This window comes from Pseudomonas sp. R2-60-08W, from assembly GCF_003852335.1.
GTDB lineage: Bacteria > Pseudomonadota > Gammaproteobacteria > Pseudomonadales > Pseudomonadaceae > Aquipseudomonas.
Map to the genome: position 1 here is coordinate 497971 of NZ_CP027731.1, position 14864 is coordinate 512834.

At 60.7% G+C, this 14864-nt stretch carries 12 protein-coding genes; 4 read left to right on the forward strand and 8 right to left on the reverse strand.

The window, feature by feature from the left end; all coding sequences use genetic code 11:
• Positions 1-133: 133 nt before the first annotated feature.
• The 3 genes from betA to betI all read right to left on the reverse strand — a co-directional run bounded on the left by betA (position 134) and on the right by betI (position 4177).
• Positions 134-1840 carry a choline dehydrogenase gene (gene betA / locus C4J90_RS02135; RefSeq protein ID WP_124419108.1) on the reverse strand — a complete coding sequence of 569 codons (1707 nt, stop codon included), beginning with the start codon at positions 1838-1840 and terminating at the stop codon, positions 134-136.
• A 160-nt stretch (positions 1841-2000) separates the two neighbouring features.
• Positions 2001-3473, reverse strand: coding sequence for a betaine-aldehyde dehydrogenase (gene betB, locus C4J90_RS02140; protein ID WP_124369310.1), 1473 nt, complete (start codon positions 3471-3473; stop codon positions 2001-2003).
• A 110-nt stretch (positions 3474-3583) separates the two neighbouring features.
• Positions 3584-4177: a transcriptional regulator BetI gene (betI, locus tag C4J90_RS02145; RefSeq protein ID WP_124360922.1), complete on the reverse strand. Its 594-nt coding sequence runs from the start codon at positions 4175-4177 to the stop codon at positions 3584-3586.
• A gap of 378 nt (positions 4178-4555) precedes the next feature.
• On the opposite strand from betI, the gene C4J90_RS02150 reads away from it, so the two are divergent.
• Positions 4556-6490, forward strand: coding sequence for a BCCT family transporter (locus C4J90_RS02150; protein ID WP_256658975.1), 1935 nt, complete (start codon positions 4556-4558; stop codon positions 6488-6490).
• A 143-nt stretch (positions 6491-6633) separates the two neighbouring features.
• Here the strand turns inward: C4J90_RS02150 and choV are convergent, their stop codons facing one another.
• The 3 genes from choV to C4J90_RS02165 all read right to left on the reverse strand — a co-directional run bounded on the left by choV (position 6634) and on the right by C4J90_RS02165 (position 9671).
• The gene (gene choV, locus C4J90_RS02155) at positions 6634-7812 is read right to left on the reverse strand and encodes a choline ABC transporter ATP-binding protein (RefSeq protein ID WP_124419110.1); all 1179 of its coding nucleotides are present in this window, start codon (positions 7810-7812) and stop codon (positions 6634-6636) included.
• The gene (gene choW, locus C4J90_RS02160; RefSeq protein WP_010207125.1) at positions 7809-8654 is read right to left on the reverse strand and encodes a choline ABC transporter permease subunit; all 846 of its coding nucleotides are present in this window, start codon (positions 8652-8654) and stop codon (positions 7809-7811) included. Before choW ends, choV begins: the two co-directional genes overlap by 4 nt.
• Before the next feature lie 69 nt (positions 8655-8723).
• Positions 8724-9671, reverse strand: coding sequence for a choline ABC transporter substrate-binding protein (locus C4J90_RS02165; RefSeq protein ID WP_124365538.1), 948 nt, complete (start codon positions 9669-9671; stop codon positions 8724-8726).
• A 416-nt stretch (positions 9672-10087) separates the two neighbouring features.
• Between C4J90_RS02165 and C4J90_RS02170 the strand changes: the two genes are divergently transcribed.
• Positions 10088-11464, forward strand: a complete 1377-nt coding sequence (locus C4J90_RS02170) for an L-serine ammonia-lyase (protein ID WP_124360926.1) — start codon at positions 10088-10090, stop codon at positions 11462-11464.
• Positions 11465-11499: 35 nt separating this feature from the next.
• On the opposite strand, the gene C4J90_RS02175 is transcribed toward C4J90_RS02170, so the two are convergent.
• A complete protein-coding gene (locus C4J90_RS02175) occupies positions 11500-12726 on the reverse strand; it encodes an MFS transporter (RefSeq protein WP_372237490.1) in 1227 nt (408 codons plus the stop codon).
• Positions 12727-12897: 171 nt separating this feature from the next.
• Between C4J90_RS02175 and C4J90_RS02180 the strand changes: the two genes are divergently transcribed.
• Positions 12898-13791, forward strand: a complete 894-nt coding sequence (locus C4J90_RS02180) for a LysR family transcriptional regulator (RefSeq protein WP_124419112.1) — start codon at positions 12898-12900, stop codon at positions 13789-13791.
• Between the two features lie 88 nt (positions 13792-13879).
• Complete coding sequence (locus C4J90_RS02185) at positions 13880-14266, forward strand: type II toxin-antitoxin system PemK/MazF family toxin (RefSeq protein WP_124402828.1); 387 nt, start codon at positions 13880-13882, stop codon at positions 14264-14266.
• 192 nt (positions 14267-14458) lie between these two features.
• Here the strand turns inward: C4J90_RS02185 and C4J90_RS02190 are convergent, their stop codons facing one another.
• Entirely contained in the window at positions 14459-14854 is a 396-nt protein-coding gene (locus tag C4J90_RS02190) for a hypothetical protein (protein WP_124419113.1), read from the reverse strand.
• Positions 14855-14864 lie beyond the last annotated feature (10 nt).

Here is a 14864-nt window from a genome sequence, read left to right on the forward strand (position 1 = left end):
GGGAGGTGATCGTTCCCACGCTCCGCGTGGGAATGCATCCTGTGACGCTCCGCGTCACGACCTCAAGAGCAGACGCAGAGCGTCCAGGGCGGCATTCCCACGCGGAGCGTGGGAACGATCGGTTGGCGGTGTATCAGTTATTGCGCAGCGGCCCCACTTCACGCAGCGGCTTGCCACGCACCGGCGCGTCACCCGCCACGTAGTAGTCGGCGGTGCTGCGCGGCAGCGGCTGGCGGCCGCGGATCTTGTCGGCGATTTTCTCGGCGATCATGATCGTCGGGGCGTTCAGGTTGCCGGTGGTGATGATCGGCATGATCGACGCATCGACCACACGCAGGCCCTGCATGCCATGCACGCGGCCCTCGCCATCGACCACCGCCATCTCGTCGGTGCCCATCTTGCACGAGCAGGACGGGTGGAACGCGGTTTCGGCGTGCTCACGGATGAACTTGTCCAACTGTTCATCGGTTTGCACCTCGATACCCGGGCTGATTTCGCGGCCACGGTATGGGTCCAGTGCCGGCTGCTGCATGATTTCACGGGTCAGGCGGATGCCGTCGCGAAATTCCTGCCAGTCCTGCTCGGTGGCCATGTAGTTGAAGAGGATGCTCGGGTAGTCCCGTGGGTTCTTCGACTTCAACTGCACACGGCCACGGCTTGGCGAACGCATGGAGCCCATGTGTGCCTGGAAACCGTGCTCTTTCACCCCGTTGCTGCCGTTGTAGTTAATCGCGACCGGCAGGAAGTGATACTGGATGTTCGGCCATTCGAATTCCGGACGCGAACGGATAAAACCGCCGGCTTCGAACTGGTTGCTGGCGCCAATGCCCGTGCCGTTGAACAGCCACTCGGCACCGATGGCCGGCTGGTTGTACCAAAGCAGCGAGGGATACAGCGACACCGGCTGAGTGCACGCATATTGCAGGTACAGCTCAAGGTGGTCCTGCAGGTTTTCGCCGACGCCTGGCAGGTCGTGGACCACCGGGATGTCGAGGCTTTCCAGCAGTTTGGCCGGGCCGACGCCGGAGCGTTGCAGCAGCTGCGGCGAAGCGATTGCGCCGCTGCAGACCAGCACTTCTTTACGCGCACGGGCTTCAACACGCTCTTCAGCGGCGCCGATCAGGTAACGCACGCCGACCGCACGCTTGCCTTCGAACAACACTTTGTCGGTGAGGGCGTGGGTAACGATGGTCAGGGTCGAACGCTTCTTGGCGACGTCCAGGTAACCACGTGCGGTGCTGGCGCGACGGCCGTTCGGCGTGACGGTGCGGTCCATCGGGCCGAAGCCTTCTTGCTGGTAACCGTTCAAGTCTTCGGTACGCGGGTAACCGGCCTGCACGCCGGCTTCAACCATGGCGTGGAACAGCGGATTGTTGCCGGCTTTGGGCGTGGTCACGCTGACCGGGCCTTCGCCACCGTGGTAGTCGTTGGGGCCGATGTCGCGGGTTTCGGCTTTGCGGAAATACGGCAGGCAGTCCAGGTAGGTCCAGTCTTCCAGGCCCGGCAATTTCGCCCAGTTGTCGTAGTCCATGGCGTTGCCACGGATGTAGCACATGCCGTTGATCAGGGAAGAGCCACCCAGGCCCTTGCCACGACCGCATTCCATCCGGCGACCGTCCATGTGTGGCTCTGGGTCGGTCTCGTAGGCCCAGTTGTAGCGACGGCCTTGCAGCGGGAACGCCAGGGCGGCGGGCATCTGGGTACGGAAGTCGAGGCGGTAGTCCGGGCCACCGGCTTCCAGCAACAGGACGGTGACGCCTTCGTCTTCGGTCAGACGGGTCGCCAGGGTGTTACCGGCAGAGCCGGCACCCACAATGATGTAGTCGTATTCTTGGGACATTGAATGCACCCTCTTTGAAGTGTGGTCAGGTCGGGCCTCATCGGGGGCAAGCCCCCTCCCACATTTGACTGTATTTACACATCTGAACCTGTGAACACAGTCAGTGTGGGAGGGGGCTTGCCCCCGATAGCGGCCTCAAAGGCACTACAAGGCTCGGTTCTTAGAACACCGAGGCGTAATCGCCCAGCTCAACCTGTACCGATTTGATGCGCGTGAAGTTATTCAGCGAGCTGATCCCGTTTTCACGGCCCACACCGGATTGCTTGTAGCCACCGACCGGCATCTTCGCGTCGGATTCGCCCCAGGCGTTGATCCAGCAGATACCCGCTTCCAGCTGGTGAATCACGCGGTGGGCGCGGTTCAGGTCCTTGGTCACAAGGCCCGCAGCCAGACCGAAATCGGTGTCGTTGGCGCGGCGGATCACTTCTTCTTCGGTTTCATAGGTGAGGATGCTCATCACCGGGCCGAAGATCTCTTCACGCACGATGGTCATGTCATCGGTGCAGTCGGTGAACACGGTCGGTGCGACGAAGGCGCCCTTGGCCAAGTCGCCGTCGGTCAGGCGGTCGCCGCCGCACAGCAGGCGTGCGCCTTGCTCTTTGCCTTTGGCGATGTAGCCCAGCACGCTTTCCATGTGCGCAAAGCTGACCAGCGGGCCGAAGTTGGTGTTGTCATCCTGCGGGTCGCCCACACGGATGCGCGCAACACGTTCAAGAATCTTGGCTTCGAACGCCGCTTGCAGGTGCTTGGGCACGAACACACGGGTGCCGTTGGTGCAGACCTGGCCGGAGCTGTAGAAGTTGGCCATCATCGCGATGTCGGCGGCACGGTCCAGGTCGGCGTCTTCGAACACGATCAGCGGCGACTTGCCGCCCAGTTCCATGGTCACTTCCTTGAGCGACGAACTCGACGCGCTGGCCATGACTTTCTTGCCGGTGTCGGTGCCGCCGGTGAACGAGACTTTCTCGATGCGTGGGTGTTCGGTCAGCCAGGTGCCGACTTCACGGCCGCTGCCGGTCAATACGTTGAATACGCCGGCGGGAACACCCGCCTCGGTGTAGATCTCGGCCAGTTTCAGGGTGGTCAGCGAGGTGACTTCGCTCGGCTTGAAGATCATCGCGTTGCCGGCGGCCAGGGCCGGTGCGGATTTCCACAGGGCGATCTGGATCGGGTAGTTCCACGCGCCGATACCAGCAACCACGCCCAGCGGCTCGCGGCGGGTGTAGACGAAGGACGTGTCGCGCAGCGGAATCTGCTCGCCTTCGATGGCTGGCACCAGGCCCGCGTAGTATTCCAGCACGTCGGCGCCGGTGACGATGTCCACGTATTTGGTTTCGGAGAAGGCTTTGCCGGTGTCCAGGGTTTCCAGGGCGGCCAGCTCATCGTTGCGCTCGCGCAGGATGTCGACGGCGCGGCGCAGGATGCGCGAACGCTCCATGGCGGTCATGGCGGCCCAGATCTTCTGGCCTTTTTCAGCGCTGACCACGGCACGCTCGACGTCTTCCTTGGTGGCGCGTTGCACTTGGGCGAGAACTTCACCGTTAGCCGGGTTGATGGCTTCGAAGGTGGCATCGCTGCCAGCGTCGCTGTAGCCGCCGTCAATGTAGAGTTTTTGCAGGTCGAAACGGGCCATAAAGTCCTCGCAAGTGCATAAGTGGTTGGCGTTACCCGTCGAACAGTGGGCCATGGAGATGTGGCAATACTGCGCGGCGGACGTTCAGGGGTTGAGCGTTTATAAGGGCTCTAACTCACCTGCTTGGCCAATTGGAAATCCATGTAGTCGTAAGCGATCCGTTGCGCCTGCTCCGTGTCGAAAGCGTCTCCCGACAAGGCGCCGCGCAACCACAAACCGTCGATCAGGGCCGCCAGGCCTCGAGCTGCGCTGCGTGCCTCGGGTAACGGCATCGCACGGCGGAACTGGCAGCACAGGTTGGAATACAGGCGGTGATCGTTGATCCGCTGCAACCTGTGCAAAGACGGGTGATGCATGCTGGTGGCCCAGAAGGCCAACCAGGTTTTCATTGCCGGGCCGTTGACCTGGCTGGCGTCGAAGTTGCCTTCAATGATCACCCGCAGATGCGCCCGTGGGCTGTCATCGTTCAGGGCACGCCGGCGTTCCTGGACGTTCTCGATCAGCGCGTTCATCAGGTAACGCATCGTCGCTGCGATCAGGCCGTTCTTGTCCTGAAAATAGTGACTGATGATGCCATTCGAGACACCCGCCAGACGGGCGATCAGCGCAATGCTGGCATCTCCCATCCCAACCTGATCGATGGCCGTCAGAGTGGCTTCGATCAACTGCTGGCGGCGTATGGGTTGCATACCGACCTTGGGCATGTAGCACCTCTCCTTTGGCCTGCCGACAGGCGATCCACGTCCATCGGCTTGAGGGCCAGTCTATTTTGTTTTGATTGAACGTTCAATCAACAAAGAATAAGCTCTGCGACAAATCGTCGCTGCTGACAGGTATTTCCTACTTTCGGACAGCGACGTCTGACACCTGGAAAACCCTTGGAACGCCCCATTTACCGCTGCGGCAGGGGCCAGGGAATTTTGAGGTGTCTTTATAACACCCGTCCGTCGACTGCCGAAAAATCGATGTCCCGGGATAACCGTTGCCTTGTGTTTCTCTCTCGCACTGCCCGGAGCATCTGCGCCATGAGTTCTGCCTCTCTTATAAAGACCCCACCGGAAAAGGTCCGGGTCAACGGTTGGGTGTTCTACACCTCCACCGCGCTGATTCTGTTGTTGACCGCCATCCTGATCATCGCCCCGCAGGAGGCCGGGCGCATGCTCGGCGTCGCCCAGGCCTGGCTGTCGAAAAGCTTCGGCTGGTACTACATGGTGGTCATCGCCGCCTACCTGGTGTTCGTGGTCGGCCTGGCGTTTTCGTCCTACGGCAAGTTGAAACTGGGCAGCAAGGACGACACCCCGGACTTCAGCTACGGCGCCTGGGCCGGCATGCTGTTTTCGTCGGGCATCGGCATTTCGCTGCTGTACTTCGGCGCCTCTGAGCCCCTGGATCACTACTTCAACCCGCCCGAAGGCACGGCCGCCAGCAATGGCGCGGCACGTCAGGCGCTGCAACTGACCTTCCTGCACTGGGGCCTGCATGGCTGGGCGATCTATGCGCTGGTCGGCCTGGCTGTGGCGTACTTCGCGTACCGCCACAACCAGCCGCTGGCCCTGCGTTCGGCGCTGTATCCGCTGGTGGGCGAGCGTTGGGTGAAGGGCGCGGCCGGCCATGCGGTGGACGGTTTCGGCATGTTCGTGACCCTGCTCGGGCTGGTGACCAACCTGGGGATCGGTTCGATGCAGGTGTCGTCCGGGTTGGAAAACCTGTTCGGCATGGCGCACAGCAACACCAACCTGCTGATTGTGATCATTGTGATGAGCACGGTGGCGACTATCGCTGCGGTGTCGGGTGTGGAGAATGGCATCCGCCGCCTGTCCAACCTCAACATCGTGTTGTTCAGCGGTTTGCTGATCTTCGTGCTGCTGTTCGGCCCCACCCTGCACCTGCTCAACGGCCTGGTGCAAAACACCGGTGACTACCTCAACGGCATCATTCTGAAAACCTTCGACCTCTATGTGTACGAAGGCGACGCCGACAAGACCGAGCGCTGGATGGGCCTGTGGACCCTGTTCTACTGGGCCTGGTGGATTTCCTGGGCGCCCTTCGTGGGCATGTTCATTGCGCGCATTTCCCGTGGCCGCACCGTGCGCGAACTGGTCGCCGGCGTGCTGCTGATCCCGCTGGGCTTCACCCTGGCGTGGTTGTCGATCTTCGGTAACTCGGCGTTGGACCTGGTGCTGAACCATGGCGCGGTGGAGCTGGGCAAGACCGCGCTGGAACAGCCGTCCATGGCCATCTACCAGCTGCTTGAGCATTACCCGGCGTCGAAAGTCGTCATCGGTGTGTCGATCTTCGTGGGCTTCGTGCTGTTCTTGACGCCTGCCGATTCCGGCGCGGTGATGATGGCCAACCTGTCGTGCAAAGGCGGCAACGTGGATGAAGATGCGCCGCACTGGCTGCGGATCTTCTGGTCGGCGGTGATCACCCTGGTGACCATCGGCCTGCTGTTCGCCGGCAACTTCGAAGCCATGCAGACCATGGTGGTGCTGGCGGGTTTGCCGTTCTCGGTGGTGCTGATTCTGTTCATGTTCGGTTTGCACAAGGCCATGCGCCAGGATGTGGCCATCGAACAGGAGCAGGCGCAGTTGGCTGAACGCGGGCGCCGGGGGTTCAGCGAGCGCCTGACCGCGCTCGACCTGCAACCGAGCCAGGGCACCGTGCAACGCTTTATGGACAAGCACGTCACGCCGGCATTGGAAGAAGCCGCCACAGCGTTGCGCGAGCAGGGATTGGAAGTGCAGACCTTGCTGGGCAAATCCAAACGCTGCATCGGTGTGCGGATCGAGATGGACGAGGGCAACCCGTTCGTCTACGAAGTCAGCCTGGATGCTTATTCCTCGGCGCCCACTGACCTGCCCGAAGAAGAACGCACCCGCTACTACCGCGCCGAGGTGTACCTGCACAACGGGCCGCAGGAATACGACCTGATGGGCTTCACCCAGGAGCAGATCACCCGTGACGTGCTCGATCAGTTCGAAAGCCATCGGCAGCTCCTTGGCCGGGTTTATAGCTGAAGCCAGGCAATGCGCTAAATGTGGGAGGGGGCTTGCCCCCGATTGCGGTGTGTCAGTCAGCACATTTGATGCTGATACACCGCTATCGGGGGCAAGCCCCCTCCCACATTGGCCCGGTTCCTTCAGTTGTTTTGCGGTGTTGGTTATCCCAGGTTTTTGCCGAGCAGGGCGTGATACAGCTCGCTGTCTCCCAGGATCCCCACCACCTTGTTGTTTTCATGCAACACCAGCTTGTTCCCCGTCTGATAGCGGATCTGCAAGGCATCACGCATGCCGATATTGGAATCCACCAACGTCGGCACCCGGCCCAGGCCTTCTACCGCTTGCCCCGGCGCCCAGTTCTGCAGGTTCATCACCACGCCATTCTGGCGTGCGCCCTGGATGGTGTTGCCTTCGGCCAGGTCCAGCCAGGAATCGCCGCCTGGGTCCAGGCATACCGAACCGTTCACCCGCGTGCAGTTATCCAGCGTGCGCATCAGGCTGCGGCCGCACAGTACGTTCAGTGGGTTAGTGTGGGCGACGAAGGTGCGCACATAGTCGTCCGCCGGGTTCAGCACGATTTCTTCCGGCACGCTGTACTGGATGATCTTGCCGTCTTTCATGATTGCGATGCGGCTGCCCAGCTTGAGGGCTTCGTCGAGGTCGTGGCTGACGAACACGATGGTCTTGCTCAGCTTGCGTTGCAGCTCCAGCAGCTCATCCTGCAGGCCCTGGCGGATCAGCGGGTCGAGGGCGGAGAAGGGTTCGTCCATCAGCAGGATATCGGCGTCCATCGCCAACGCACGGGCCAGGCCCACACGCTGTTGCATGCCGCCGGACAGCTCGTCGGGCTTCTTGTTGCGCCATTGGCTCAGGCCCACCAGCTCGAGTTTTTCATCGACCAGGGTGCGTCGTTCCTTCTCCGGACGGCCCTGCATTTCCAGGCCGAAGCTGATGTTCTCGCGTACCGTCAGCCAGGGCATCAGGGCGAACTTCTGGAACACCATGGCGATGCGTTTGGTGCGCATCATTTTCAGCTCGGCGGGGGTGCAGGACGCGATGTCGATCTGGCGACCTTCATGCTCCACGAACAGCTGGCCACGGCTGACCGTGTTGAGGCCGTTGATGCAGCGCAGCAAGCTGGATTTGCCGGAGCCCGACAGGCCCATCAGCACGCAGATCTCGCCTTTTTCCACATCCAGGCTGGCCTTTTCAACGCCGACAATCTGCCCGGTTTTCTTCAGGATTTCGTTACGGCTCATGCCCTGGTCCAGCAGCTTGAGCGCTTCGCGTGGGTCTTTGGAAAAGATCACGTCGACTTTGTCGAATCGGATAATGCTCATGCATCACCCCCTACTTTGGCATCGGGTTGTTTGCAGATACGGTCGAGCATGATGGCCAGCAACACAATGGCCAGCCCGGCTTCGAAGCCCAAGGCGATGTCAGCGGTGTTGAGTGCGTTGACCACCGGCTTGCCGAGGCCATCGGCGCCGACGAGCGCCGCGATCACCACCATCGACAACGACAGCATGATGCATTGGGTAATACCGGCGGCAATGCTCGGCATCGCGTGGGGCAGTTCGATGCGTGAGAGCAACTGACGGCGTGAGCAGCCGAACGCCTTGCCGGCGTCCATCAACTCTTGCGGTACATCGCGGATGCCCAGGTAGGTCAGGCGGATCGGCGCGGCAATCGCGAACACCACGGTGGAAATCAAGCCGGGCACCACACCCAGCCCGAAGAGGGTCAGGGTAGGGATGAGGTAGACGAAGGTCGGTACGGTCTGCATCAGATCGAGAACCGGCCGCATCATGGTGTAGAACATCGGCTTGTGCGCGGCAACAATGCCCAGCGGCACGCCGATGACCACGCAGACCAGAGTGGCGAACAGCACCTGCGCGAGGGTTTCCATGGTTTCCTGCCAGTACCCCAGGTTGAGGATCAGCAGGAAGGAGGCGATGACAAAGACGGTCAGGCCCCATTTACGTTGGATAAAGTGAGCCAGCAGCGCAATCAGACCGATCAATGCCAGCGGATTGAACCAGGTCAGCGCAAACGTCACGCCGTGGATCATCGTTTCCAGTGTCGATGCGATCGCGTCGAAGTAGTTGGCGCCGTGTTGGGTCAACCATTCGACGAAGGCAGCGATGTACTGGCCTAGTGGGATTTTCTGTTCAGTCAGCATGGTAGTGAATGTCCACATGCGAAGAGGGAAACATCCCGGGGCAGCGCACCGCCCCGGGGTCAGCGGGTGCTATTTGGCGAGGTAAGCTTTAACGGCATCGAGACCCGGTTGGCCATCAACGGTGGTGACACCGGCCAGCCAGGTGTCGAGGATTTGCGGGTTCTTCTGCAGCCAGGCCTTGGCGGCAGCATCGGGCTTCATTTTGTCGTCCAGGACGTTGCCCATCAGGGTGCTTTCCATGTTCAGCGTGAACTGCAGGTTTTTCAGCAACTGGCCGACGTTGCTGCATTCCTGGGTGTAGCCCTTGCGGGTGTTGGTGTAGATGGTGGCCTGGCCGTAGTTGGGGCCGAACGAATCGTCACCCCCGGTCAGGTACTTCATCTTGAAACGGGTGTTCATCGGGTGCGGTTCCCAGCCGAGGAACACGATGGCCTGGCCGCGCTTGGTGGCGCGTTCAACCTGGGAGAGCATCCCCGCTTCGCTGGACTCGACCACTTTGAAACCGGCTTTCTTGAGGCCGAAGGCATCCTTGTCGATCAGCGTCTGGATGGTGCGGTTGCCGTCGTTACCCGGCTCGATGCCGTAAATCTTGCCGCCCAGCTCATCCTTGAATTTGGCGATATCGGCGAAGTCTTTCAGGCCCTTGTCATACAGCGCTTCGGGCACCGCCAGGGTGTACTTGGCGTTTTCCAGGTTGGCGCGTACGGTTTCCACGGTGCCGGCATCGCGGTACTGCTTGATGTCGTTTTCCATGGTCGGCATCCAGTTGCCGAGGAAGATGTCCATGTTCTTGCCGTCAGCCAGGGACTTGTAGGTCACGGGTACCGAAATCATCGTGGTGCGCGGCTTGTAGCCCAGGCCCTTGAGGATTTCGCTGGTGGTCGCGGTGGTGACGGTGATGTCGGTCCAGCCGACATCGGAGAAGTTGACGGTCTTGCATTGTTCCGGTTCTGCGGCGTGCGCCATGACCGGCAGACTCAGCATGGCGGCCAACAACAACGAGGGTGAACCTTTCATCGGGGTAGACTCCTGTGTTTTTTCTGGCGGCATTCGCCGCGCTTTATAGGTGCTGCTATTGGAGTATGCGTCGGACAGCTCTGGCACGGTGCCTTGCAAACGAGTCGAGACTGATCATGTACCAGTGAAAATCTGACGCCTACAGGGGGCGTCGTATCCAGTACAGGGAGGGTCGCATCCAGTGTCGGTGACGTCGCTTACAGATTTTTACCACAGTGAAACTGCAGTTTTTACTCATCTGCACCGTTAAAAACGGCCAAAACAGGCGATCGCACGTTAGCGACGCTGGTGAGCATGGGTGCGTCGGTGTGAGACGCCGTGACGGCGGATAAAAGCTGGATGATGCCGCCATCTGGGCGATCTGAGCGTAGCACCTCGTTCAAGCCTGGCCGCGCTTATCGAGGAGTTTCAGGTTAATGGCTATCAGCGTTTTCGACTTGTTCAAGATCGGCATCGGGCCCTCCAGCTCTCACACCGTCGGCCCCATGCGCGCTGCGGCGTTGTTCGTTCAAACGTTACGCGAACGTGGCCTGTTGGAACAGGTTCGGCGTGTCGAAGTGCAACTCTACGGTTCCTTGTCGGCCACCGGCATCGGCCATGGCAGCGACACCGCCACCATTATGGGGCTGATGGGCGAGTGGCCGGACGCAATCGACCCGTCCCAGATTGGCGTGCGCATTCACACGCTGCGCGAAACCGACACCCTGCTGCTCGACGGTCGCTTGCCGGTGCCATTCGTATGGTCACGGGACATGCGTCTGCTCGACGAAAACCTGCCGTTCCATCCCAACGCCATGACCCTGGTGGTGTTCGATGCTGACGGCGAGTTGCACCGTGACACCTACTACTCGGTGGGCGGCGGCTTTGTGGTGGATGAAGCCCAGGCCCAGAGCGGCGTGGCGGACATGGACCGCACCGAGCTGCCGTATGACTTTTCCAGCGCCGCAGAGCTGTTGCAGCTGTGCAAGACCCACAACCTGCGCGTCGCCGAACTGATGCTGGCCAATGAGAAGGTCTGGCGCTCCGAAGAAGAAATTCGCAGTGGCCTGATGACCCTGTGGCGTGCCATGCAAGCGTGCGTGGAGGAAGGCCTCAAGCATGAAGGCATCCTGCCTGGCGGCTTGAACGTGCGCCGTCGCGCCGCCAAGTTGCACCGCAGTCTGCAGGAGTTGAACAAGCCCAATGTGATCGGCTCAACCTTGAGTGCCATGGAGTGGGTGAACCTGTTCGCCCTGGCGGTCAATGAAGAAAACGCCGCCGGTGGGCGCATGGTGACGGCGCCCACCAATGGCGCAGCGGGGATCATTCCGGCAGTGCTGCATTACTTCATGAAGTTCAGTGAAGAGGTGACCGAGGCCAACGTGGTCGACTACCTGCTCGGCGCGGCGGCGGTGGGCATTCTGTGCAAAAAGAACGCCTCGATCTCCGGCGCCGAAGTCGGTTGCCAGGGCGAAGTCGGTTCCGCCTGCGCCATGGCCGCAGCGGGCCTGGCGGAAATTCTCGGCGCCACCCCTGAGCAACTGTGCAACGCCGCAGAAATCGGCCTGGAACATAACCTGGGCCTGACCTGCGACCCGGTGGGCGGCTTGGTGCAAGTGCCGTGTATCGAGCGCAATGCGATTGCGGCGGTCAAGGCGATCAACGCTGCGCAAATGGCCTTGCGTGGCGATGGGCAGCATTTTATCTCCCTGGACCGGGTGATCCGCACCATGCGCGATACCGGTGCGGATATGCATGACAAGTACAAAGAGACGTCGCGGGGCGGGTTGGCGGTGAGTGCGGTTGAGTGCTGAGACCGGGTCACCTGCATCGGCAGACGCAGGTGATCTCAGGCCTTCACATGGCCCAACGGCGCCAACTTCGCCAACCTCAACGCCACCAGCAACGCGCCGATCAGCAACGCCAGGATAAATGCGCCTATCCCATTCCATCCGGCAAAGTGCCAGAAGAACCCGCCCGCCGTCCCGGCAATGCTTGAACCTGCGTAATAGCAGAACAGATACAGCGACGACGCCTGTCCCTTCGCCTTTACCGCACGACGGCCGATCCAGCTGCTGGCCACCGAGTGGGCGCCGAAGAAGCCGAAGGTAAAGATCAACATGCCTGGCACCACCAGCCATAGCGGGGTGAAGAGTGTCAGGGCCATGCCGGCGAGCATCAGCACAATGGTGCCCCACAGCACGCGGCGGCGGCCCAGGCGGTCGGCGAGCGAGCCGATCTTTGCCGAGCTGTAGATGCCCGACAGATACACCAGCGACAGCAGGCCGACCACGGCTTGGCTGAGGTCATACGGATCGGCCAGCAAGCGATAGCCGATGTAGTTGAACAGCGTGACAAACGCGCCCATCAGCAGGAAGGCCTCAAGGAATAACCACGGCAGGCCCGCGTCCTTGAAGTGCATGACAAAACCGTCCAGCAGGTTGCGCGGCTTGAGGCTGCTGGCGCGGAAGTTGCGCGATTCGGGGAGGATTTTCCAGAACACCGTCGCGGCGATCAGCGCCAGGCCGCCGATGATCAGCATTGCGGTGTGCCAACTGACGAAGTCGATCAGCACGCCGATGATCAGGCGCCCGCTCATGCCGCCAATTGCATTGCCGCCGATGTACAGGCCCATGGCCAGGCCGATGTGTTGCGGGTGGATCTCTTCGCTCAGGTAGGTCATGGCCACGGCGGCCAGGCCGCTCAGGGACAAGCCCACCAGCGCCCGCATCAACAGGATGCCTTCCCAGCTCGGCATCAAGCCGCTGGCAATGGTGGCCAGCGCTGCGCAGAACAACGCGGCGACCATCACCGGCTTGCGCCCCAGCCTGTCGGAAACCGGCCCGGTAATCAGCAGGCCGAAAGCTAGCATCGCCGTGGCGACCGACAGGATCAGGCTGCTTTGTGCGGCATTGATGGAAAACTCGTGGGACAGCGCCGGCATCATCGGTTGCACGCAATACAACAGGGCAAACGTGGCGAAGCCGCCGGAGAACAGCGCCAACACCGTGCGCATGAACATCGGCGTGCCTTTTTCGATGTACTCGTCGTTGAGCTGCGCGACGACCTCATCCAGGGCAGTGTGCGGGGCTTCTTGAGCGTGTGCAGCAACAGCAGATTTCACGGTGACCTCGGGGAGGAAAGACTGCCACGGCCGGCAATACGAAAAAGAATATAGCTGGCTAATGATTCTTTCCAATATATTGTTCGACCCGTTTGATAGCTTTAGCGACCTAATGAGGTTTGCATGGAATTACGTCACCTGCGGTACTTCATCGCCGTCGCCGAGGAGCTGCATTTTGGCCGCGCCGCGCAAGTGCTGGGCATCTCGCAACCGCCGTTGAGCCAACAAATTCAGGCGTTGGAGCAAGACGTGGGCGCGCGCTTATTTGAGCGCACCAATCGTCGGGTCGAGCTGAGCGAAGCAGGGCGACTGTTTCTGCACGAGGCGCGCCTGGTGCTGGCGCAGGTCGATAAAGCGGCAGACATCGCGCGACGGGCGCAGCTGGGAGAGCTTGGAGAGCTGAAAATCGGCTTCACGTCGTCGGCGCCGTTCAACGCCAGCATCCCGCAGGCGATCTTTGCGTTTCGCCAGGCGTTTGCGGCAGTGCATTTGAGCCTGCAAGAAATGAGCAGCACCCAGGTGGCCGAATCGTTGCTGGATGAGTCGATCCAGGTCGGGCTCATGCGACCGTTGCCGTTGCCGGACTCGCTCAGTGTGATCGAACTGATGCGCGAGCCGTTGGTGGCGGTATTGAGCGCCGGGCACCTGTTGGCCCAGGGCAGCGAAGGCGGCTTGCACCTGGCGCAATTGGCTGACGAACCCTTTGTATTTTTCCCGCGCAGTTATGGCAGCGGCCTCTACGCACAATTACTCAATCTGGCCCGCGACGCCGGGTTCAGCCCGCACTTTGCCCAGGAAGCAGGCGAGGCGATGACCATCATTGGCCTGGTGGCGGCAGGGTTGGGCGTGTCGGTGCTGCCCGCGTCTTACCAGCGTATCCGCATTGACGGCGTGGTGTACCGTACTTTGCTGGACCCGGAAGCGGTAACAGCGGTGTGGCTGGTGCAGCGCAAGGGCGCGCAGACGCCGATGGCGCAGGCGTTTGTGGAGTTGTTGACGCGTAAGGCGTCGGTGTAGGCCGGGTCACATATCAGGTAACGCAACCGGCTTAGTTATTCGAGGGAAACTTGCGCAGAATCGCTCTTTTTCAAGCGAGTGAATATGGATGGCACTTCTCTATCAGCCCAAGGAGGGCAGCGTGTTGATTTGTGATTTTCGTGGCTATGAGGTTCCGGAAATCACCAAGATTCGGCCCGTTATTGTGGTACGCAAACATCGGACTAATAAGCTGCTCGTCACGGTGGTCCCTCTGAGTACCACTGCCCCACAGCAGGTGTTGGAGCATCATTTGCAGCTTGATAGCCACCTTCAGGGAGCGAGCCCCATCTGCTGGGCAAAATGCGACATCGTTGCGACAGTTAGCTTGGGCCGACTGGACCGAATCAAAAGTAAAGATCGTCATGGAAAACGAACTTACAAAATCGCAGAACTCACCAGTGACCAATTCTTGGCAATAAAGGCGGCGGTGCGCAGTGCGCTTGGGTTGCGATAAAGTAGGACGGCATTCTGCCACTGATTGCAGGCCGCCTGTTTTCAGGCATACTGGCCGAGTTCCCGAAAGGGGCTTGTGAGACTCTGAGGATCCTGGGCAACCAGCCATCGCAGAGCCAGGCAGGAAGCGGCGATGACAAGCCAACCTGTTTGAGAAGAGGGCGCCGAAAGGCGCCCTTTGTCGTTTCTGGCGTTATTGAATTCCCGCCGAGCGCAACCCGGCCATGATGTCGCGGTCCAGCATGCTCACCCAACGGTTGTAGTTGCGATGGATCTTGCCGTCCTTGTAGCCCAGGTCGCGGCTGTCGCGATAGGTAATGGCGTAGCTGTTGCGGGTGTAGCGGATGTCGATGGCTGCATAAAACTGGTTGCGCACGGTGATCTCGGCCTGCACCAGTTGCGGGCTCAGGCGTTGTACCGTCCACTCGCGTTTTTGCAGGGCAGCGACGATCACCTGTTTCATTTTTTCTTCGCTGACCTGAGTGGTGGCCGGCAGTTCGTGCTGGGTGTTGAGTACCGGTTTGTTGGTGCAGCCGGCGGTGGTCAGCAGGGCCAGGGTGATCAGGGTCGCGCGTAGCAGGGAAGACATTCCGTTTTCT

Coding starts and splice junctions, on each gene's coding strand:
- betA (WP_124419108.1), bottom strand. CDS start 1,840: ATGTCCCAAGAATACGACTACATCATTGTGGGTGCCGGCTCTGCCGGT.
- betB (WP_124369310.1), bottom strand. CDS start 3,473: ATGGCCCGTTTCGACCTGCAAAAACTCTACATTGACGGCGGCTACAGC.
- betI (WP_124360922.1), bottom strand. CDS start 4,177: ATGCCCAAGGTCGGTATGCAACCCATACGCCGCCAGCAGTTGATCGAA.
- choV (WP_124419110.1), bottom strand. CDS start 7,812: ATGAGCATTATCCGATTCGACAAAGTCGACGTGATCTTTTCCAAAGAC.
- choW (WP_010207125.1), bottom strand. CDS start 8,654: ATGCTGACTGAACAGAAAATCCCACTAGGCCAGTACATCGCTGCCTTC.
- C4J90_RS02165 (WP_124365538.1), bottom strand. CDS start 9,671: ATGAAAGGTTCACCCTCGTTGTTGTTGGCCGCCATGCTGAGTCTGCCG.
- C4J90_RS02170 (WP_124360926.1), top strand. CDS start 10,088: ATGGCTATCAGCGTTTTCGACTTGTTCAAGATCGGCATCGGGCCCTCC.
- C4J90_RS02180 (WP_124419112.1), top strand. CDS start 12,898: ATGGAATTACGTCACCTGCGGTACTTCATCGCCGTCGCCGAGGAGCTG.
- C4J90_RS02185 (WP_124402828.1), top strand. CDS start 13,880: ATGGCACTTCTCTATCAGCCCAAGGAGGGCAGCGTGTTGATTTGTGAT.
- C4J90_RS02190 (WP_124419113.1), bottom strand. CDS start 14,854: ATGTCTTCCCTGCTACGCGCGACCCTGATCACCCTGGCCCTGCTGACC.